The organism is Halolamina litorea (assembly GCF_026616205.1).
In the GTDB taxonomy this organism is placed as follows: Archaea; Halobacteriota; Halobacteria; order Halobacteriales; family Haloferacaceae; genus Halolamina; species Halolamina litorea.
Genome location: NZ_JANHGR010000001.1, coordinates 1,244,931 through 1,265,289 on the forward strand (window position 1 = coordinate 1,244,931; position 20,359 = coordinate 1,265,289).

Genomic DNA, 20,359 nt, shown 5'->3' on the forward strand with positions numbered 1-20,359 from the left:
CCGGCCTACTCGATACCTTCGATCGGCTCGGGCTCCCGACGGTAGCGACCGTAGAGGGACGACAGGAGCGCCCCAAGCCCGAGCAGCAGGACGATGAACTCCGCCAGCCCGCCGACGATCGGGATCAGCCCGATCACCAGGAAGCCCAACACCCCGGCGAACAGCGCGACCCAGCGGCTCTCGGACTCGGTCACCGAGAGCGCCCAGCGGCCGACCGCGTACTGTCCGTAGACGCTCCCGACCCAGAGCGAGAGGGCGAACAGGACGATCCCGACCAGCGCGAACGGGATGCCGACGATGGTGATGAGCGCGATCACGAGCAGGATCGGCACCCCGACGAGCGCCACGAGGCCGATGACTCCGGCACTCGCCGCGCCGTCGATAGTGCGGTCGGCGACGGTCTCCGAGAACCGCGGGAACGCCAACAGGAGGACGATCCCCAGCACCAGATCGGCGAAGAAGCTGTACACATCGTCGACCCACGACGGCACCGAGATGCTGACGAACCCGTCGGTGGCCCCGCCGAGGCTGGGGTCCCTCACGACGCCGCCGGCGACCGTCGCGCCGGGGCCCCGCTCGAACGTCTCGGCGTCGTACCGGAACTCGCCGCCCACGTCGGCGTTCGGCCCGATCCGTACGGAGGTCCCGGCCGCTTGCACGTCGCCCTCGACCGCGCCGTCGACGGTGACGGCGCCGGCGCCGACGTCGAGGTTCCCGACCACGGTGCCGGTGTCCGTCAGGTCGAACGAGCCGGCGCCGACCTGCACGTCGCCCTCGACGGTGCCGGCGACGATCACCGTGCCGGCGGCGGCCTGCACGTTCCCCTCGACGGTCCCGGTCTCGGTGATCCGGATCGTCCCCGCGGCGCCGGATACGTCGCCGGTGACGGTCCCGCGAACGACGATGGTGCCGGCGACGCCCTCGAGGCCGTCGACGGTCTCACCCTCCGCGACGACGATGGTGTCGCCGAACTGCCCGGTCTGGGCGGCGGCGACGCCGCTCACGAGCGAGAGCAGCACGACGAATACCGCAGCGATGGACGCGATACGACGCGTTCGGTGGCTTGCGCGGGGGAGCATCTTACCGAGAGGATATGCACCATGACATATTGGTACTTTGTGATTACGCGCCACCGGCGACCCAGCGGCGCCGCGGTCGGTAGGTCGTGTCGGTACGGTCTCCTGCGGTAGTAGGCCGCGTTTTCAGACGCCGTTGTTCGGTGGGGGTTCGACTTCGACGACCCCCAGGCCGTGTTCGAGGAACTGCGCGAGGTCTGTCCGATAATGCACGGGACGACCTACGACGCCCTCGGCCCGGATCGGCCCCGACGACGGTGGCGACGCCGCGGACGACTGCCCGATCGGGACCGGGCCTGGCTCCTTCCTCGGGCGGTCGCGCCGATGTCCGAGCCGACCGTGTCGACGATCACCTCGGGGTCGTACTCGTCGGTGTCTTTGTCGAACACCCGCTCGTCGTCGGCGCGGCACCCCATTGGAGAGTGAATCTCTGTCGGGAGGGGGACTCTGAGAACCGAAACTACGGAAAACGGGACTAAAGCGTCGCCACTCCAGTTCGGAGTACCCTTCGCATACCGCGAGAATACGGATGGACTCGCGGGGATTTGAACCCCGGGCCTTCCCCGTGCCAGGGGGATGATCTACCACTGATCTACGAGCCCGCGAACGCATCCTTCCGTACCGCCGTCCGGTTATTAAGGGCTTCGATGCGGCCGCGCCTCCGGGAAACGTTGTCACCGTCGCTGTCGCGGATGGAAAGCCATTAAGCCCCTCGCCGGCCACGCTCCGGTGGGAACAGCACGGCCGCAAATCTGACTCGCTCGGGCCGCCCGAGCTCTGAGATTGCGGAAGTGTACCGACGAGCAGTCGGTCTTTTCGCGGTCAGTGCCGTTCCAACTCAACCAATGGCACGAATGCACACCCGTCGCCGCGGGTCGTCCGGTTCGGACAGCCCCGTGGCAGAGGAGCCGCCGGAGTGGAGCGACGTCGACGCCGAGGACGTGGAGTCCCGCGTCGTCGAACTCGCAGAGCAGGGTCACGATCCGTCTCAGATCGGCCTGAAACTGCGCGACGAGGGCGTGAAGGGCACGCCCGTCCCGGACGTCAAGCTGGCGACCGGGAAGAAAGTCACCGAGATCCTCGAGGAGAACGACGCCGACGCCGACCTCCCCGAGGACCTCCGGAACCTGCTTTCGCGGGCCGTCCGCCTGCGCAAGCACATGGACCGTAACCCGCAGGACGCCCAGAACAAGCGCGCCCTGCAGAACACGGAGTCGAAGATCCGTCGCCTCGTCTCCTACTACCGTGGCGACGAGCTCGACGCCGACTTCGAGTACGACTACGAGACCGCAGAGGAACTGCTCGAGTAGATGTCGAGTGCGCGCACGGCCGAGGAGCCACTCGCCGACACCCTGTCGACGGCACCCTTCGTTCGGGTCGCCGCCGCCAGCGACGGTGACAGCCTCGCGGCTGCCGGTCTCCTCGCCCGCGCGTGCGCCGAACGCGCCACCCCGTTCCACCTCCGCCTCGACGACGAGGCGGCCGCCGACACCGAGGACGCCGTCACCGTCACCGTCGGACCGACCGGCGTCGACGGCGACGCGACCCTCGACAGACCGGCGAGTCCGACCGCGTTCGCGGTCGCTCGACGGCTCGGCGTCGATCCCGACCCGACCCTCGCCCTCGCCGGCACGGTCGCCGCGGGCGAGACGGTCCGGGCCGCCGACGCGGCACTCGACGCCGCACGCGAGGCAGGCCTGCTCGACCGGGAGCCCGGACTGTCGGTCCCGAGCGACGAGCTGGCGGCCGACCTCGCGGCGTCGACGCTGCTGCACGGCCCGGCTTCCGGGGACGGCGAGGCGGCGGCTGACGTGGTCGCCGAACTCGACCCGGCCGACGAGGAGTTCGGCCGCCGACTCGCCTCGCTGGTCACCCTCGACGCGGTGACCGCCGACGGGGCGACCGAGCGCGCCGCCGAGCGGATCGAACGCGCGCTCCGGCCGTACCGAACGCCAGATGCGCCCTTCGCCACGCTCGGCGGCTACGCCGACGTGCTGGACGCGACCGCCCGAACGGCTCCCGGCACCGGCATCGCGCTGGTGCTCGGCGAGCAGTCCGAAACGGGCGTCGACGCCGCGCTGGAGGCGTGGCGTGCGTACGGCGACTCAGTCCACCGAGCGCTGCGTACCGCCGAAACCGCCCGGCACCGCGGTGTCTGGGTCCTCAGCCTCGAGGACGCCGACCCGGCGGTCCTGCCGGCGGTCGCCCGCCTCGCGCGGGACTTCCGCTCGCCCGAACCGGTCGCGCTGACCCTGACTGGGGGCGCCGCGGCCGCCGCGGGCGAGTCGGGAACCGGCGACGCCGTCGTCGCCGCCGCCGAGGCGGTCGACGGCACGGGCCTCGGCACCGAGTTCACGGGACGAGCGCGTTTCGACACTGACACCGAACAGTTCACGACGACGTTCAGGGAGGCACTATGAGCGAGGCCTGCGAGGAGCAGCGCCACGAGGCGACGCTCTCGACGACCCACGACGATCCGGGGGTCGTCGCGGCCGCGCTCGCTCCCGACAACACCGATGCGATGACGACGGCCGTCGACGGCGACGCGGTCCGGACCACCATCGCCCGAGAGGGTGCCGGTGGGCTGGCCGCCTCCGTCGACGACTACCTCGTCAACCTCACCGTCGCCGACGCCGTCTCCGAGACGGCGCGCGACACCGACAACTCATGAGCGAGAAATCCACCACGATCGAAGGCAAGCGATGGTACACCGTGCTCGCGCCCGAGCAGTTCGACCGGGCCGAACTCGGTGAGACCGTTGCGGAGGAACCGAACCAGGTCGTCGGCCGCACCATCGAGACCACGCAGGGCGAGATGGAGGGCGACCAGGGACAGAACAACAACAAGCTCACGTTCAAGATCAACGACGTGGGTAGCGACGCCGCCTACACCGAGTTCATCAAGTACGAACTCACGCGGGACTACCTGCGCTCGCTGGTCCGCCGCGGCGCCTCGAAGGTCGCCGCCAACGTCACGCTGCTGACGACGGACGACTACCGCGTCCAGATGCAGCCCGTGGCGCTGACGACCCAGAAGGCAGACCGCTCCCAGGAGCAGGCGATCCGATCGGTGATGGTCGACATCGTCGAGAACGCCGCCGAGGAGCGTAGCTTCGAGCAGCTCGTCGACAGCGTCGTCGAAGGCCGAGTCTCCTCGGCCATCTACGGCGAAGCAAAGGAGATCTACCCGCTGCGACGCGTCGAGGTCCAGAAGCTCACCCTCGAGGCCCGACCCGCCGAGGTCGCCGCCGAGGAGGAGGCTTCCGTGGACGTCGACGAGAGCGCCGAATAGGCGCTCTCGTCTGCCCACGAGAGCTTCGCTCTCGTGAACGTCGACGAGGACGAAGTCGACCTCGAATAAGGCTCCGCAGCGATTCACGCGCTTTTCGTCTTTTTCAGCCAGCCAGCGACGGCGCCGGCGTTCGCTCGCAGGCTTCGACTACTCCTCGGGCGTCGGCGACGGCGTCGGCGTGCGGTCCTCGACGATCACTGTCCCCTGCATCCCGCCGGTCTCGTGGGGCACACAGAAGTACTCGTACTCCCCGGGGATCTCGAAGGTGTGCGTGAACGTCTCGCCGTTGCTGATCGCGCCGCCGGAACTGTTGGCCCACGCGTCCCGGGCGGCCTTCTCGTCGTCGTACCCCCCGGAGGCGAAGAAGGCGGCGCCGTCGGGCAGTGAGGCCTCGTAGGCGGTCACCGTGTGGTCACGGGTGCCCGTGTTCTCCCAGACGACCTCCTCCCCTTTCGCAACGGTGATCGTCCCCGGGTCGAACGAGTTCGGGGTCATCCCCACGTCGTAGCTGCGCTGCCCTTCCGAGAGCCCCAGACAGCCACTGAGACTCAGTGCAGCGCCCGTTCCGACGGCGACGAGGTAGCGTCGTCGATCCATGGTTCGGCGTTGGGTACGGAGCGATATAGGCAGCGTGATTCCGCCACGTTTCGGCCCCTCGACAGCCGGGCCACGACGCCGTCGGCGACCGGATGTAAACACGTAAACCGGGGCCGGACGACGGTCCGGCCATGCGCTCGCGGTTCCTCGGTCGCCTCGGCCCAGCGGACGCCGTCACCATCGGGAACGCCGGGCTGGGCTTCCTCGCGGTCGTCGCCGCCTCCATCGACATCGGTCTCGCCGCACGGGTGGTGTTGCTCGGCGCCATCGCGGACGGCCTCGACGGCGTGGTCGCCCGCAAGTATGGCGGGACGGAGGCCGGGCCGTACCTCGACTCGCTTGCCGACGTGGCCACCTTCGGCGTCGCCCCCGCGTTCCTCGTCGCCGTCGTCGCTCGGCGGGAGTGGGGGACCCCGGCCTCGCTGCTCTCGGGTATCTCCACCGACGGCCTGCTCGCGCTGGCCGGCGTGCTCGTGCCGGCGCTCTACGTCGCCGCCGCGGTCACCCGACTCGGTATCTACACCGCCTACCAGACCGACAGCGACGAGACCGTCGGCGTCCCGACGACGCTGGCGGCCACCATCTTCGGCGCGACCGTACTCACGGGCTACCGGAGCACGGAGACGGTCCTCGTCGGCTTCCACGACGCCGGCTTCCTGCTCGCCCTCGCGGCCGTCCTCACCCCGCTGATGGTCTGGGACATCACCTACCCCGACCTCCACGCACAGGACGCCCTCGTCATGGGCGTCGTACAGGCTGGTGCGGTGTTGCTCCCGGGGCTCTACGGCCGCGGGTTCGCGTTCGGCCTGCTCTACCTCGCGCTCGCGTACCTCATCCTCGGGCCGGTGCTCTACTGGCGCCGCTGAGTCCGACCCCGCCGGATAGGGAGCCGGCTCTCCGTTGAGTGTCGCCCCAGCCCGTGCGCGGACCCTCCACCACGCTCGGTTCCTCGCGAGCGCCGGCGCGAGCGTCGCCGTGTCGCTGGTCGAACTCTGTTGGCTCGGAACTGGTACTTCCTCCGACGGCGTGACTACTCGAACAGTACCGACTCACAGCGTGCCACGAACTGCGAGAGGTTCCGGGCGACGTCGGTTTCGAGCGTGGCGACGACGCCCGACTGTGGTCCCTCGTTGAAGTGGACCAGCACCGCCTCGGCGTGGAGCGATATCGAGGCACGCTGGGTGCCGAGTTCTGGGTAGTCAGGCTCCCGAACCAGCGGTTCGTGGCTACGTGCCCGATCGGCCAGCGCGGGCACGGCGGCTTGGAGGTCCTCGGTCGCCAGGTCGGGGCGCACGTAGAGCGCGGTCCAGTCGCGCTCGTCGTACTGGAAGGCCGCCCGGAAGTTACGGTCGACGTAGTCGCTGATGAGGCGAACGAGCCGTGCATAGCGGTCGTGCATACTCTGTGCTCGGCGGTGGGCGGTTTAACGGCGCCGACCGTCACCGACGGCTGCGCGGGAAAACGGGGGCGTCAGGTCAGGCTTCGACGGCCGCGGCGTCGAGGGCCTCGCGGGCTTTCTTCGCCTCGGCCTGTAGCGTGTAGGCTTTGGCGTCGTCGTACTCGGCGGCGGCTTCGAGCGCCTCGCGGGTGCCGATCTGGCGGAGCGCCCACGCGGCGGCGGTCCGGACGGTCCGGTCCTCGTCCTCGGCGATGGTGTCGGCGAGCGGATCGATCGCGCGGGTATCCCCGATCAGGCCGAGCGCGCGGGCGGCCAGCGGCCGGACGTTGTCGTCGTCCATCTCCAGTTTGTTCGCCAGCGGCTGGGTCGCCTCCTCGCTACCGATCTCACCCAGCGCGCGGAACGTCACCTTCTGGAGCTGCGGGTCGGAGTCGGTATCGACGTACTCGATCAGGGTGTCGACGGCCTCGGTGGCGTCTGGACCCATCTTCCCCAGCGCCTCGATGCCGGGCTTGTCACGCTTTTGGGCGCGGGCGTGCATCTCCTCGAACGCCTCGGCGTCGCCCATCCGGATCAGCGCCTCCATGCAGTGGCGCTCCATGAACTCCGAACCCAGCGCGTCGAGCGCGCGGAGGATCTGGTCGACGTTCCCCTGCTGTTCGTGCTCTTTGAGCGCGGCCCACTCGACGGGGTAGTCCTTGTAGTGGCCGAGCACGTCGTAGAACCCCTCGGCCATCAGCTGTTCGTTGGTCTGGAGGTCGTCCCACTCCTCGGCCTCGTCGAGGCCCGTTTCGAGCGCCTCGGTGGCCTCGACCAGCGAGGCGATGGTCTCGGCGTCGGCGTCTGCGTCGAGGTCCGCGGCCTCGACGGCGTCGGCGACGGCGTCGAGTTCGTGGGCGAGCGCTTCGGGGGACTCGTCGTCGGCGGACCCGAACTCCGTGTCGAGGGCGTCGCCGGCGGCGTCGAGGTAGTCGTCGACGGCTTCCTGCGTCTCGGGGGTCCCTGCGGCGGTCCAGCGGGTCTCGGTCAGGGTCGTCTGGAGTCCTTCGAGGTCGTCGACCACGTCCGCGGCGTAGGGGCCGCGCTGTTCCTCGATTTCCGCGCGGAGTTCGTCGACCCGGGACTCGACGGCCTCGGCGGGGGACTCCTCGTCGTCGTCCTCCGGTTCCCCGAACTCGGCGGCCTCGAGCGCCTCGGCGACGGCGTCGACGGTCGCTTCGACGTCGTCGAGGTCCGCCTCGGTCTCGGCGGCCTCGAGCGCCTCGCTCGCCTCGTCGAGGCGGGACTCCATCTCTTCGGCCGAGAGCTGGAGTGCGTCACCCGTCGGCTCCTCGTCGTCAGTCATACCTTTCACTGGGGCCGAAACTGATTAAGGCGTTTCCCTTCCGCGGCAGCGTTACCGGCCCGTTTCCAGCCCCGGATCGGTCACCGCGCCGTCGGCGGCCGAGCCGAACAGCGCGCCGTACTTCGCGAGCACGCCCCGGCCGTAGGCGGGCTCGGGCTGCTCGCGCTCGGCCAGCCGGCGGTCGAGTTCGTCGCCGTCGAGGTCGACTGCGAGCGTCCGGTCGGGGATGTCGATGGTGATGTGGTCGCCGTCCTCGACGGCCGCCAGCGGGCCGCCGACGAACGACTCGGGGGCGACGTGGCCGATCATCGGCCCGCGGGTCGCCCCGGAGAAGCGCCCGTCGGTGACCATCGCCACGTCGTCCTCGTGGCCCTGCCCGACGACGGCAGCGGTGACGCCGAGCATCTCGCGCATCCCCGGGCCGCCGCGGGGCCCTTCGTTGCGGATCACGATCACGTCACCAGACTGGAGGTCGCCCTCCTGCACGTATTGCATCGCGCCCTCCTCGCTCTCGAACACCCGGGCGGGACCCTCGTGGTGGAACTGGTCCTCGCCGGTGACTTTCAGCACGGCGCCGTCGGGTGCGAGGTTCCCCTGTAGGATCTTGATCGCGCCCTCCTCGTGGAACGGGTCCTCGACCGGCCGGAGGAAGTCGTGCTCGTCGAGTTCGTCGTCGTCGGGGAGGTCCAACTGCGACAGCTCCTCAGCGACCGTACGGCCCGTTATCGTCGCCGCGTCGCCGTCGAACAGGCCCGCCTCGACGAGACGGCGGATCACGACCGGAACGCCGCCGGCGTCGTGGAGGTCCTTCATCACCCGCGTGCCGCCGGGCTGGAGGTTGGCGATCTTGGGCGTCCGGCGGCTGATCTCGTCGAAGTCCTCGATCGAGAGGTCGACCCCGGCCTCCGCAGCCAGCGCGAGCAGGTGGAGCACGGCGTTCGTGGAGCCGCCCATCGCGACCTGCAGCGCGATGGCGTTCTCGAAGGAGGCCCGGCTGAGTACGTCGGAGGGTTTGCGGTCGTGTTCGACGGTGTCGAGGGCGAGTTCGCCCGCACGCTCGGCGACGGCGATCCGGCCCTCGCTCTCGGCGGGCGGCGACGCGCTGCCCAGCGGGGCGAGTCCGAGCGCCTCGCCGATTGAGGCCATGGTGTTGGCGGTGAACATCCCGCCACAGGAGCCCGCGCCCGGACAGGCGTTGCGCTCCAGTTCGTCCAACTCCTCGCGGCTCATCTCCCCCTGCGCGTAGGTGCCAACGCCCTCGAAGACGTTCTGGACGGTGACCTCGCGGCCCTCGTGCTGGCCCGGGAGGATCGAGCCGCCGTAGAGGAAGACGCTCGGAAGGTCCGTCCGGATGGCGGCCATCAGCATCCCCGGGAGGTTCTTGTCGCAGCCGGCGACGGTAACCAGCGCGTCGAGGCGTTCGCCGAACGCGACGAGTTCGACGGAGTCGGCGATCACCTCCCGCGAGATCAGCGACGCGCGCATCCCCTCGGTCCCCATCGAGATGGCGTCCGAGATGGTGATCGTCCCGAACTCGATGGGCATCCCGCCGGCCGCGTCCACGCCGTCGATGGCGCCGTCGGCGACGTCGTCGAGGTGGACGTTACACGGCGTCACGTCGGCCGCGGGGTTGGCGACCCCGACCATCGGCGACGCGAGGTCGTCGTCGTCGAACCCCATCGCACGAAACATCGCGCGGTGGGGTGCCCGCTCGGCTCCCTCGGTCACTTCCCGGCTCCGCAGGTCCGGGGACTTCCCCCCGTTCGGGGCGTCCGCCGCTCCCTCTGTGTCCTGTCGACTCATACCACTTCCCGCGTCCGGGAGCACTTAACTCCGTTCCGACCGCGGGGTGTGTGACCGTATCGTATCGTGACGTGGGTTATTAATCGTGATGGTCTGAGCCGACACGTTTAACACCTGCTACCCTGTACCGTGGTGTACAATGTCTCACGACAACGAGGGCACGTCGGTATCCCCGGCGGATCGAGTTCTCCCAGGGCACGCTGAAAACTGATTCCGAGTTCGCCACGGCTCGGATCTTCGACACCACCCTGCGAGACGGTGAACAGTCGCCCCGTACTTCGTTCTCCTACGACGACAAACGCGAGATAGCCGCGGCGCTCGATACGGCGGGCGTCGACGCCATCGAGGCTGGCTTCCCGGTGAACTCCGACGCGGAGTTCGCCGCGGTCCGGGACATCGCGTCGGCGGCCGACACGACGGTGTGTGGGCTCGCCCGCGTCGTCGAGAAGGACGTCGAGGCCGCAATCGACGCCGGCGTCGATCTGGTCCACGTGTTCGCGTCGACCAGCGACGTCCAGATCGAGGACTCGATGCACGCCAGCCGCGAGGCCGTGATCGAGCGCTCGGTCCGGAGCGTCGAGCGCGCCGCCGAGTCCGGGGCCGAGGTGATGTTTTCCCCGATGGACGCCACCCGAACCGACCCCGACTACCTCGCCGAGGTGGTCGAGGCGGTATCGGCGGTCGGCGTCGATTGGATCAACGTCCCCGACACCTGCGGGGTCGCCACACCCGGGCGGTTCGCGGACCTGATCCGCACCGTTCGGGAACACACCGACGCGCGGATCGACGTGCATACGCACGACGACTTCGGGCTGGCGAGCGCGAACGCGCTGGCCGGGTTCGAGGCCGGCGCCGACCGGGCGCAGGTCTCAGTCGGCGGCATCGGCGAGCGCGCCGGCAACGCCGCCTTCGAGCAGGTCGTCATGGCCGCCGAGAGCGTCTACGGCGCAGACACCGGGGTCGACACCACGAAGATCACCGAACTGGCACGGATCGTCGAGGCACGCAGCGGCGTGCCGACGGCGCCGAACGCGCCGGTCGTCGGCGACAACGCGTTCGCCCACGAGTCCGGCATCCACGCCGCCGGCGTCATCGAGAACTCGGCGACGTTCGAGCCGGGCGTCATGACCCCGGAGATGGTCGGGGCCGAGCGCGAACTGGTGTTGGGCAAACACACCGGCACCCACTCGGTCCGCGAACGCCTGCGGCAGGCGGGCTACGACCCGACCGACGAGGAGGTCCGCGCGGTCACCCGCGAGGTGAAAGACCGCGGTGCCGCCGGCGACGAGATCACCGAGGACACCCTCACGACCGTCGCCGAGGCCAACGACGTGGCCCGAGAACCCGAACGTATCACGGAGGAACCGGCCCGATGATCGCCGCCGAGGACGCCAGCCGCCAGCCACAGCGCTCCCGACCGTGTCACGCTGCAGCATGCCGTGAAAAGAGTTATCACGGGCGACGCCGTGGCTCAGTTCATGACGCGTCGACGCTACACCGGTTCGCCCGGCGTCAGCGTCTCGCTCGTGATTGTAGGGGCTGCCTGACCCCTACCACCCCCTCTCCTCACCCGACTGTCGCATCACCCGACAACCGAGCCTGCAGCAACAGTTCCACATGAGCGAGCGAGCACATCCGGCGCCACCTGAGGAGGGGACGGAGCCGGAACGCCACGACCGAACCGAACTGAGCGACGAACAGCCGACAGAGCCGGCGCCGCCGGCGACCGGTGCCGACGCCGCAATCGCCGCCCTCACGGCGGCCGGCGTCGAGCACGTCTTCGGCGTCCAGGGCGGAGCAATCATGCCCGTCTACGACGCGCTGGCGGAAGCCGACGACGGGCCGACGCATCTGACGATGGCCCACGAGCAAGCCGCGGCTCACGCCGCGGACGCCTACGGGCAGGTCACCGGCGAGCCGGGAGTCTGTATGGCCACCTCCGGCCCGGGCGCGACGAACCTCATCACCGGCATCGCCGACGCCGACATGGACTCGGACCCCGTCGTCGCGCTGACCGGACAGGTCCCGACCGAGTTCCTCGGCAACGACGCGTTCCAGGAGACCGACACCGTCGGCGTCACCCGACCGATCACGAAGGAGAACTACTTCGCGGGCGACGCCGACCGGATCGGCGCGACCGTCAGCGAGGCCGTCGAACTGGCCGGCGCCGGACGACCCGGGCCGACGCTGGTGGACCTGCCGAAGGACGCCAGCACGACCGAAACCGCGGCCGGCCCGGAACCGGGCCGGCTGCCGACGTACTACGACGTGCCAGACCGCGCCGACGAGTCGGCAATCGAGGCCGCCGCCGCGGCGTTCGAGGCGGCCGAGCGGCCGCTGGTACTGGCCGGCGGCGGCGTGGTGAAGGCGGAGGCAAGCGAGGAACTCCGGGCGTTCGTCAATGAAGCGGACGTGCCCGTGGTGACGACGATGCCGGGCATCGGCACCGTCCCCGAGGACGACGAGCGCTGCCTCTCGTGGGCGGGAATGCACGGCACCGGCGCCGCCAACATGGCGGTGTCCCACACCGACTGCCTGTTCGCGGTCGGCACGCGTTTCGACGACCGGCTGACCGGGGGCGTCGAGACGTTCGCGCCCGACGCGACGGTGATCCACGCCGACATCGACGCCGCGGAGATATCCAAGAACGTCGAGGCCGACCACGCGCTGGTCGGCGACGCCGCCGCCGTCATCGAGCAGATGCACGACGCGATGGCGACTGGGTCGAGCGACGGGAGCGAGACCGACACCGGCAGTGACCGCCACGCGGCGTGGCGCGAGCAGTGTCGCGAGTGGCAGGACGACTACCCGATGACGTACGCGGCGCCGGAGGACGAGCCGCTCAAACCGCAGTTCGTCGTCGAGGCCGCCGACGCGGCGACGCCGGACGACGCCGTCGTCACCGCCGGCGTCGGCCAGCACCAGATGTGGGCCGCCCAGTACTGGACGTTCCGCCACCCCCGGAGTTGGGTCGCCAGCCACGGGCTGGGAACGATGGGCTACGGCCTGCCGGCCGCCATCGGTGCCAAGCTCGCCGCGCCCGACCGGGAGGTGGTCTGTTTCGAGGGCGACGGCTCGTTCCTGATGACGCTGCAGGAGCTCTCTGTCGCGGCCCGCGAGAACCTCGACGTGACCGTGATCGTACTCAACAACGAGGCGATCGGGATGGTCCGGCAGTGGCAGGACGCCTTCTTCGAGGGGCGCCACACCGCCTCGGAGTACGGCTGGGTGCCCGAGTTCGCCGCCATCGCCGAGGCGTTCGGCGCGAAGGGGTTCACCCTGGAGACGTACGACGAGGTGGCGGACACCCTCGAAGCGGCGTTCGCCCACGACGGGCCGTCGGTCGTCGACGCCCGGATCGACCCTCGGGAGAACGTCTACCCGATGGTCGAGAGCGGCGGCGACAACAGCGGGTTCGCGCTGGCGGAGGACCAGCTATGAGCGACGACGCCGACGCCGGCTGGGACGACCGACCGACGCAGGCCGACCGGGGCGCGCAACGGGAGGGGCTGGCAGGGCCGGAACCGACCGACCGACCCCGGCCCAGCGGGCGCCGATCGAAACAGGGGGTCCGGATCGACCCCGAGGCGGAGGCCAGCCACCCGGCCCGCCGGACCACCATCTCCGCTCTCGTGAAACACGAGCCGGGGGTGCTGGCCGAGGTCGCGGGGCTGGTCAGCCGGCGGCAGTTCGACATCGACTCCCTGACCGTCGGGCCGACGACGAACCCAGAGACCGCCCGGATGACCCTGACCATCGAGGAGCCCGAGCCGGGGGTCCGGCAGGTCGAGAAGCAGTTGGAGAAGCTCGTGCCGGTGATCTCGGTCCGCGAACTGGGCCGGGACGCCGTCCGGCGGGAGCTGGCGGTGCTGAAGGTCCACGACGACCGGCCCGCCGCCGTCGAGTCCGTCGTCGAGATGTTCGACGGCGAAGTGCTCGACGCCCAGCCGGGGACGGTGACCGTCGAGGTCACCGGCAGTTCGAGCGAGGTCGACCGGGCCGTCGAGGCGTTCCAGCGCTTCGGTGTCCGGGAGCTCACCCGCACGGGCACGGGGGCGCTGGCCCGCGGGACCGAGTGGACGACCGACGCCGAGGCCGACCGCTACGAGCGACAGGCGAGTTCCACGACCGGGACGACGAACAGCGCGACTGACCGACGGACCACGACGACGGCGCCTGAAACGCCGACCGACGATGACTGAGAACACCATCTACCACGACGACGACGCGGCGCACAGCAACATCGAGGAGAAGACGGTCGCGGTGCTCGGCTACGGGAGCCAGGGCCACGCCCACGCCCAGAACCTCGCCGAGAGCGGCGTCGACGTGATCGTCGGCCTGCGCGAGGACTCGGCCTCCCGCCGGGCGGCCCGCGAGGACGGACTCACCGTCGGGACGCCCCGGGAGGCCGCGGCGGCCGCCGACATCGTCTCGGTGCTCGTGCCGGACAACGTCCAGCCGGCCGTGTACGAACAGATCGCGCCCGAACTCGACCCGGGCGACACGCTCCAGTTCGCCCACGGGTTCAACATCCACTACGACCAGATCGAGCCGCCAGAGGACGTGGACGTGACGATGGTCGCACCGAAGGGGCCGGGCCACATCGTCCGCCGGCAGTACGCCGCGGGCGAGGGGACGCCCGGCCTGCTCGCCGTGTACCGCGACGCGACCGGTGACGCCCACGACGAGGCGCTGGCCTACGCCGCCGCCATCGGCTGCACCCGGGCGGGCGTCATCGAGACGACGTTCCGCGAGGAGACCGAGACCGACCTGTTCGGCGAACAGGCGGTGCTCTGTGGCGGCGTCACCGAACTCGTGAAGGCGGGCTACGAGACCCTGACCGACGCGGGCTACAGCCGCGAGATGGCCTACTTCGAGTGTCTGAACGAACTCAAACTGATCGTCGACCTGCTCTACGAGGGCGGGATGGGCGAGATGTGGGACTCCGTCTCCGACACCGCCGAGTACGGCGGGCTGACCCGGGGCGAGGTAGTGGTCGATGACCACACCCGCGAGCGGATGGAGACCGTCCTCGAGGAGGTCCAGAACGGGGAGTTCGCCCGCGAGTGGATCACCGAGAACCAGGCCGGCCGGCCGTCCTACGGCCAGCGCCGCGCCGCCGAGAAGGCCCACGACATCGAGGACGTGGGGGAGGAACTCCGCGCGCTGTTCGCGTGGAGCGAGGGGAACCGAGAGCCAGCCAACGCGCCCGCTGACGACTGAACCAATGACCCGACACACCGACGCAGACGACCGATCGAACCGACGACGAACCGACCGAAGCGAGACCGAGGCCCGAACGATGGGCGAGGTTAGCCACACCAACCCCGAGACCGGCGAGACTTTCGGCGACTCCCAAGTGTACCAGCGCGGCCGCGTCGCCGTCGTCGACGGCGGTTCCGCGGGGTCGAAGGCCAAAGACGCCGAGGAGGACGCCGACGAGGAACCGATGGGCGAGGTCGACCACACGCCCCGCGAGGACGCCCCGAGCACGAACGAGGTGTACACGCGGGGCGACGAGGGGGCCGCCGAGGAAGAGGAGGAGGCAGGCGAGGACGCCGTATGAGCGAGGGGACGCTCTACGACGCGGTCTGGGACCGCCACCGCGTCCGTCGGCTCCCCAGCGGACAGGATCAGCTGTTCGTCGGCCTCCACCTCATCCACGAGGTCACGAGTCCGCAGGCGTTCGGGATGCTGGAGGAGCGCGGCCTCGACATCGCCTACCCCGAGCGCACGCACGCGACGGCGGACCATATCGTTCCAACTGCCGACCGCGAGCGTCCCTACGGCGACGACGCGGCGGAGGCGATGATGAGCGAACTGGAGGAGAACGTCGCCGAGGCCGGGCTGACGTTCGACCACCCCGACACCGGCCGGCAGGGGATCGTTCACGTCGTCGGCCCGGAGCAGGGGCTGACCCAGCCCGGAATGACCGTCGTCTGTGGGGACTCCCACACGGCGACCCACGGCGCCTTCGGCGCGCTGGCGTTCGGGATCGGGACCTCCCAGATCCGGGACGTGTTCGCCACCGGCACCGTCGCCATGGAGAAGCAGGCGGTGCGCCGGATCGAGGTGACGGGCGAACTCGGGGAGGGGGTCTCCGCGAAGGACCTGATCCTCACGATCATCGGCGAACTCGGCACCGACGGCGGCGTCGGCTACGTCTACGAGTACGGCGGCCCGGCGGTCGAGTCGCTCTCGATGGAGGGGCGGATGACCGTCTGCAACATGTCGATCGAGGGCGGCGCCCGCGCGGGCTACGTCGAACCCGACGAGACCACCTACGAGTGGCTCCGCGACACCGACGCGTTCGAGAGCGACCCCGAGACGTTCGCCGAACTGAAGGAGTACTGGGAGGCGATCCGATCGGGCGACGACGCGACCTACGACGACGTGGTGACCATCGACGCCTCGGCTATCGAGCCGACCGTGACGTGGGGAACGACGCCGGGCCAGACGGCGGGGATCTCCGAGCCGGTGCCCGAACCGGCCGACCTCCCTCCCGAGGACCGCGCCGTCGCCGAGCGCGCACAGGCCCACATGGGCGTCGACCCCGGCGAGCCGATGGCCGGCTTCCCGATCGACGTGGCGTTCCTCGGCTCGTGTACGAACGCGCGGCTCTCGGACCTGCGCGCGGCCGCCGATATCGTCGAGGGCCGCGAGGTCGCCGACGACGTCCGCGGGCTCGTCGTTCCGGGCAGCCAGCGCGTGAAAGCCGCCGCCGAAGCCGAGGGGCTGGACGACGTGTTCCGCGAGGCCGGCTTCGAGTGGCGCGGCGCGGGCTGTTCGATGTGTCTCGGGATGAACGACGACCAACTCGTCGGCGACGAGGTCTGTGCCTCCTCCTCGAACCGGAACTTCGTCGGTCGGCAGGGGAGCGCCGACGGTCGGACGGTGCTGATGAGCCCCGAGATGGTCGCCGCCGCGGCGGTGACGGGGGAACTGACCGACGTGCGCGAACTCGACGCCGCCCCGGAGGTGGCCCGATGAGCGGCATATCGGACGACGACGGCCACGACGGTGGCGGTGACGCCGTCGACGCCCCCGCGGTCGAGACGGTCCACGGGACGGGTGTCCCCGTCCGCGGCAACGACATCGACACCGACCAGATCATCCCCGCACGCTTCCTCAAGGTGCTCACTTTCGAGGGGCTGGGGGAGTTCGCCTTCTTCGACCAACGCTACGAGACCGCCGGCCCGGACGGCGAGGGCGGACAAGTCGCCGAGAACCCGACGGACCACCCGTTCAACGACGACCGGTTCCGGGACGCCTCGGTGCTCGTGGTGAACGCGAACTTCGGCTGTGGCTCCTCGCGGGAACACGCGCCCCAGGCGCTGATGCGCTGGGGTATCGACGCCGTCGTCGGCGAGTCGTTCGCGGAGATCTTCGCGGGCAACTGCCTCGCGCTGGGGATCCCGACGGTCACTGCCGACGCCGAGTCGATCGAGACGCTACAGGACCACGTTGAAGCCCACCCCGACGCCGAAATCACCGTCGACGTGGCCGAGGAGACGGTCGCGTACGACGACACCGAGATCGACGCCGACGTGGACCCGGCCCAGCGCCAGTCCCTCGTCGCCGGCCAGTGGGACACCACCGCGCTGCTGGGATCGAACCCCGAGGAGGTGGCCGCCACCGCCGAGTCCCTCCCCTACACCGATCCATGACCGACGAAATCGCGATTATTCCGGGCGACGGGATCGGACGGGAGGTCGTCCCCGCGGCCGTTCGTGTGCTCGAAGCGACCGAGCCGTCGTTCGCCTTCACCGAGGCCGAGGCCGGTGACGCCGTCGCCGAGCGGGAGGGAACGCCGCTCCCCGACTCGACCGTCGAAACCGTCGAAGCGGCCGACGCGACGCTGTTCGGCGCCGCCGGCGAGACGGCCGCCGACGTGATCCTCCCCCTACGGGAGGCCGTCGGCAGCTTCGCCAATGTCCGGCCGGCCCGGGCGTACCCCGGCGTCGACGCGCTCCGGCCCGAGACCGACCTCGTGTTCGTCCGGGAGAACACCGAGGGCGTCTACTCGGGCATCGAGAGCGACCTCGGCGAGGGCGTGACGACGCTTACCCGAGTCGTCACCGAGTCGGCCTCCCGGCGGATCGCGGAGTTCGGCTTCGCCTACGCCGACGAGCACGACGCCGACGTGACCGTCACCCACAAGGCGAACGTGATGCGGACCACCGACGGGCGCTTCCTCGACGCCGTCGACGCCGTCGCTGCCGAGCGCGGCGCCGACTACGACACCGAACTGATGGACGCGCTGGCGACGAAGCTGTTGCTCGATCCGACCCAGTACGACGTGGTCCTCTGTCCCAACCTCGCGGGCGACGTGCTCTCGGACCTCGCCGCGGGGCTGGTCGGCGGGCTGGGCCTGCTCCCCTCGGCGAACGTCGGCGCCGACAACGCGCTGTTCGAGCCGGTCCACGGCACTGCGCCGGACATCGCCGGTGAGGGCGTCGCCAACCCTGCCGCAGCGATCCTGAGCGCGGCGATGTTGCTCACACACCTGGGCTACGAGGACGAGGGCGCCCGCGTGCGCTCGGCAGTCGAACGAACGCTCGAGGAGGGACCGCGAACGCCGGATCTCGGCGGGACGGCGACGACCGACGAGGTCGCCGCCGCCGTGGTCTCCCGGCTCTAAGCCGTCGCGTCTTCCAGCTTCTTCACTCGCGTGGCCAGCGTCAGGAACGTCGCCGTGAGCGTCAGCACCACCGCGCCGACAGCCGCGAGACTGTGAATCCCTGTCGGGTGGGTGAGGAACCCGTCGGCACCGATCGTCTGTCCGGGGATCAGCGTGTGGTGGGGCGTCCCGATGACGGGGACGAAGTAGTCGACCACGTCGTTGACCCCGTACCAGAGCACGGCGACGGCCACCGCTCGCACCGGGAAGTCGGAAACCCGGTGGAGAACGAACGCCTGCACCACCATGGCGAGGTGGCTGAACAGGAGGAAGAGGTACATCGGCAGGGGGTTGACGGCGCGGAAGGCGTCCGAAAAGGTCAGCAGCACGTACGGCGTCCAGAGGCCGAGCTTCCAGCAGCCGAAGAAGGCCAGCGAGTTCAGGTACTCGCTGTTCCGGCCGAGCGCCCACACGCCGAACGCCAGCGCGATGAACAGCGTCGCGACGGGGCTGTCGGGGATCAACGGCCAGAGAAGCGCGGGTTCGGCGGCGAACTGCCCGGTGATCAAGGGGTCAGAGAGCGGCAGCGGGTGGAAGCCGTAGTACCAGAAGCCGAAGGCGGTGCCGACGAGGTTGGTGAGGACGACGATCCAGACCGCCCGCAGGCCGAAGTCCTCGACGGCCCGCGGGAGCGGTGCCAGCCAGCGCGGGAGCGCGTCGCGGTCGGGGAGGCGTGATCGGGGGAGTAGCCCCGGCAGGGTCATGGGTGTGGGAGTGGGCGGGTGCGCCATAGGGCTGCCGGTGCCGGGCGTGAGCTATCGGACCGGGGGCGCTACCCGTGATCGGAAAGCGACCCTCCATCGGCCCGTCGAACGGCCACCAAATAGCCCGCGACGAGGACCGCAGCGACGGCGACGGTGCCGAGGACGCTGGCGAGCGGAACGGACACCAGCGGGTCGAGTCCGCCCCCAACGGTGCCGACGACGCCGGCCGAGACGGAGAGCGCCAACACGGCAGCCCACATCCCGGCGATGGCGTACCCGAGTTCGTCGAGGTGGTGGGTTTCGACCGCGTGGACGAGCGACGCCCCACCAGCGAGAACTGGCACAGCGATCAGCGGGTGGGTCGGGGACGGGACGAGGAGGCTGCCGCCGAGGAGGACGGCGAGTCCGTAGACGACGGTAGCGAGGAAGCGTCGGAGGGTGGAAACCACACTCGGGGGATGCACTCGGACCCACTTGAACACCCCGCTGGGCGCTTCCGGCCGGACGGGCCGAAGCCACCTCTCTTAAGACCCGTCCGGCGCTAGTACGAGTATGGACGAAGTGGACGATATCGAGGACCTCAAGCGGGGCACCGACCTCGTGAAGCGCGGCTTCGCGAAGATGCAGAAAGGCGGCGTCATCATGGACGTGGTGAACCGCGAACAGGCCCGGATCGCCGAGGACGCCGGTGCCGTCGCGGTGATGCACCTCGAAGCCGTCCCGGCGGACATCCGCAAGCGCGGCGGCGTCGCCCGGATGGCCGATCCCGGCGAGATCGCCGAGATCACCGACGAGGTGTCGATCCCCGTCATGGGCAAGGTCCGGATCGGCCACCACACCGAAGCCGAGATCATGGAGGCCGCCGGCGCGGACATGGTCGACGAGAGCGAGGTGCTCAGCCCCGCCGAGGAGAAGTACCACATCGACAAGCGCGACTTCACCGCGCCCTTTGTCTGTGGCGCACGGAACCTCGGCGAGGCGCTCCGGCGCATCGACGAGGGCGCGGCGATGATCCGAACCAAGGGCGAGGCGGGCACGGGCGACGTGAACCAAGCCGTCCACCACCAGCGGAACATCAAGAGCGCGATCCGCAAGCTCTCGGGGATGAACTACGAGGAGCGGGAGATGTGGGCTCGCGAGAACGAGGCCCCCCGCGAACTCGTCCACGAGACCGCGGACCTCGGCCGGCTGCCGGTCGTGAACTTCGCGGCCGGCGGGATCGCGACGCCCGCCGACGCCGCGCTGATGATGTACCACGGCTGTGACGGCATCTTCGTCGGCTCCGGGATCTTCGGCGCGGAGAACCCCGAGAAGATGGGCGAGGCCATCGTGGAAGCGGTGAACAACTGGGACGACCCCGAGGCGCTTCTGGAGATCGCCTCCGACGTGGGCGGCGGCATGAAGGGCGACGAGAACGCCAGCCTGCCCGAGGAGGAGAAACTGCAGGGCCGCGGGAACTGAGCA

Annotated in this window: 21 protein-coding genes and 1 tRNA gene; 14 read left to right on the forward strand and 8 right to left on the reverse strand. The window is 70.0% G+C overall.

Annotated features, from left to right (window positions below):
- Positions 1-5: 5 nt before the first annotated feature.
- On the reverse strand, positions 6-1,079 hold the full coding sequence (locus NO998_RS06485) for a bactofilin family protein (RefSeq protein WP_267646291.1): 1,074 nt from the start codon (positions 1,077-1,079) through the stop codon (positions 6-8).
- Positions 1,080-1,606: 527 nt separating this feature from the next.
- A tRNA-Ala gene (locus tag NO998_RS06490) sits at positions 1,607-1,678 on the reverse strand.
- 243 nt (positions 1,679-1,921) lie between these two features.
- On the opposite strand from NO998_RS06490, the gene NO998_RS06495 reads away from it, so the two are divergent.
- The 4 genes from NO998_RS06495 to NO998_RS06510 are packed head-to-tail and all read left to right on the forward strand — an operon-like array spanning position 1,922 to position 4,367.
- Positions 1,922-2,386, forward strand: a complete 465-nt coding sequence (locus NO998_RS06495) for a 30S ribosomal protein S15 (RefSeq protein ID WP_267646292.1) — start codon at positions 1,922-1,924, stop codon at positions 2,384-2,386.
- Positions 2,387-3,496, forward strand: a complete 1,110-nt coding sequence (locus NO998_RS06500) for an exonuclease RecJ (protein WP_267646293.1) — start codon at positions 2,387-2,389, stop codon at positions 3,494-3,496.
- Positions 3,493-3,747 carry a KEOPS complex subunit Pcc1 gene (locus NO998_RS06505; RefSeq protein WP_267646294.1) on the forward strand — a complete coding sequence of 85 codons (255 nt, stop codon included), beginning with the start codon at positions 3,493-3,495 and terminating at the stop codon, positions 3,745-3,747. The genes NO998_RS06500 and NO998_RS06505 overlap by 4 nt, the downstream gene beginning before the upstream one ends.
- Positions 3,744-4,367 carry a 30S ribosomal protein S3ae gene (locus NO998_RS06510; protein WP_267646295.1) on the forward strand — a complete coding sequence of 208 codons (624 nt, stop codon included), beginning with the start codon at positions 3,744-3,746 and terminating at the stop codon, positions 4,365-4,367. Before NO998_RS06505 ends, NO998_RS06510 begins: the two co-directional genes overlap by 4 nt.
- Before the next feature lie 147 nt (positions 4,368-4,514).
- Here the strand turns inward: NO998_RS06510 and NO998_RS06515 are convergent, their stop codons facing one another.
- The gene (locus NO998_RS06515; protein ID WP_267646296.1) at positions 4,515-4,964 is read right to left on the reverse strand and encodes a cupredoxin domain-containing protein; all 450 of its coding nucleotides are present in this window, start codon (positions 4,962-4,964) and stop codon (positions 4,515-4,517) included.
- A 131-nt stretch (positions 4,965-5,095) separates the two neighbouring features.
- On the opposite strand from NO998_RS06515, the gene NO998_RS06520 reads away from it, so the two are divergent.
- On the forward strand, positions 5,096-5,830 hold the full coding sequence (locus NO998_RS06520) for a protein sorting system archaetidylserine synthase (protein WP_267646297.1): 735 nt from the start codon (positions 5,096-5,098) through the stop codon (positions 5,828-5,830).
- Positions 5,831-5,994: 164 nt separating this feature from the next.
- On the opposite strand, the gene NO998_RS06525 is transcribed toward NO998_RS06520, so the two are convergent.
- From NO998_RS06525 to ilvD, 3 genes are all read right to left on the reverse strand, one after another.
- A complete protein-coding gene (locus NO998_RS06525) occupies positions 5,995-6,363 on the reverse strand; it encodes a DUF7522 family protein (protein ID WP_267646298.1) in 369 nt (122 codons plus the stop codon).
- 76 nt (positions 6,364-6,439) lie between these two features.
- Positions 6,440-7,708 (reverse strand): HEAT repeat domain-containing protein, encoded by a 1,269-nt coding sequence (locus NO998_RS06530; protein WP_267646299.1) that lies wholly within the window; start codon positions 7,706-7,708, stop codon positions 6,440-6,442.
- A 51-nt stretch (positions 7,709-7,759) separates the two neighbouring features.
- On the reverse strand, positions 7,760-9,511 hold the full coding sequence (gene ilvD, locus NO998_RS06535) for a dihydroxy-acid dehydratase (protein ID WP_267646300.1): 1,752 nt from the start codon (positions 9,509-9,511) through the stop codon (positions 7,760-7,762).
- 122 nt (positions 9,512-9,633) lie between these two features.
- Here ilvD and NO998_RS06540 point away from each other — a divergent pair, with 122 nt between their 5' ends.
- The 8 genes from NO998_RS06540 (at position 9,634) to NO998_RS06575 (ending at position 18,152) form a co-directional block, all read left to right on the forward strand.
- Positions 9,634-10,887 (forward strand): LeuA family protein, encoded by a 1,254-nt coding sequence (locus NO998_RS06540; protein WP_267647192.1) that lies wholly within the window; start codon positions 9,634-9,636, stop codon positions 10,885-10,887.
- A gap of 241 nt (positions 10,888-11,128) precedes the next feature.
- Positions 11,129-12,952 (forward strand): biosynthetic-type acetolactate synthase large subunit, encoded by a 1,824-nt coding sequence (gene ilvB, locus NO998_RS06545; RefSeq protein ID WP_267646301.1) that lies wholly within the window; start codon positions 11,129-11,131, stop codon positions 12,950-12,952.
- Positions 12,949-13,713, forward strand: coding sequence for an acetolactate synthase small subunit (ilvN, locus tag NO998_RS06550; protein ID WP_267646302.1), 765 nt, complete (start codon positions 12,949-12,951; stop codon positions 13,711-13,713). Before ilvB ends, ilvN begins: the two co-directional genes overlap by 4 nt.
- Complete coding sequence (ilvC, locus tag NO998_RS06555) at positions 13,706-14,734, forward strand: ketol-acid reductoisomerase (protein WP_267646303.1); 1,029 nt, start codon at positions 13,706-13,708, stop codon at positions 14,732-14,734. Before ilvN ends, ilvC begins: the two co-directional genes overlap by 8 nt.
- A 4-nt stretch (positions 14,735-14,738) precedes the next feature.
- Complete coding sequence (locus tag NO998_RS06560; RefSeq protein WP_267646304.1) at positions 14,739-15,077, forward strand: DUF7989 family protein; 339 nt, start codon at positions 14,739-14,741, stop codon at positions 15,075-15,077.
- The gene (leuC, locus tag NO998_RS06565) at positions 15,074-16,501 is read left to right on the forward strand and encodes a 3-isopropylmalate dehydratase large subunit (RefSeq protein WP_267646305.1); all 1,428 of its coding nucleotides are present in this window, start codon (positions 15,074-15,076) and stop codon (positions 16,499-16,501) included. The genes NO998_RS06560 and leuC overlap by 4 nt, the downstream gene beginning before the upstream one ends.
- Positions 16,502-16,506: 5 nt before the next feature.
- Positions 16,507-17,178: a 3-isopropylmalate dehydratase small subunit gene (gene leuD, locus NO998_RS06570; RefSeq protein WP_379821825.1), complete on the forward strand. Its 672-nt coding sequence runs from the start codon at positions 16,507-16,509 to the stop codon at positions 17,176-17,178.
- On the forward strand, positions 17,175-18,152 hold the full coding sequence (locus NO998_RS06575; RefSeq protein ID WP_267646307.1) for an isocitrate/isopropylmalate dehydrogenase family protein: 978 nt from the start codon (positions 17,175-17,177) through the stop codon (positions 18,150-18,152). The genes leuD and NO998_RS06575 overlap by 4 nt, the downstream gene beginning before the upstream one ends.
- Here the strand turns inward: NO998_RS06575 and NO998_RS06580 are convergent.
- Together NO998_RS06580 and NO998_RS06585 are read right to left on the reverse strand one after the other, a co-directional pair.
- Positions 18,149-18,895 (reverse strand): DUF1405 domain-containing protein, encoded by a 747-nt coding sequence (locus tag NO998_RS06580; protein WP_267646308.1) that lies wholly within the window; start codon positions 18,893-18,895, stop codon positions 18,149-18,151. The two genes, NO998_RS06575 and NO998_RS06580, sit on opposite strands and share 4 nt — an antisense overlap.
- A 68-nt stretch (positions 18,896-18,963) precedes the next feature.
- Positions 18,964-19,344, reverse strand: coding sequence for a hypothetical protein (locus tag NO998_RS06585; protein WP_267646309.1), 381 nt, complete (start codon positions 19,342-19,344; stop codon positions 18,964-18,966).
- Positions 19,345-19,447: 103 nt separating this feature from the next.
- On the opposite strand from NO998_RS06585, the gene pdxS reads away from it, so the two are divergent.
- A complete protein-coding gene (gene pdxS / locus NO998_RS06590) occupies positions 19,448-20,356 on the forward strand; it encodes a pyridoxal 5'-phosphate synthase lyase subunit PdxS (RefSeq protein WP_267646310.1) in 909 nt (302 codons plus the stop codon).
- The last annotated feature ends 3 nt before the right edge of the window (positions 20,357-20,359 follow it).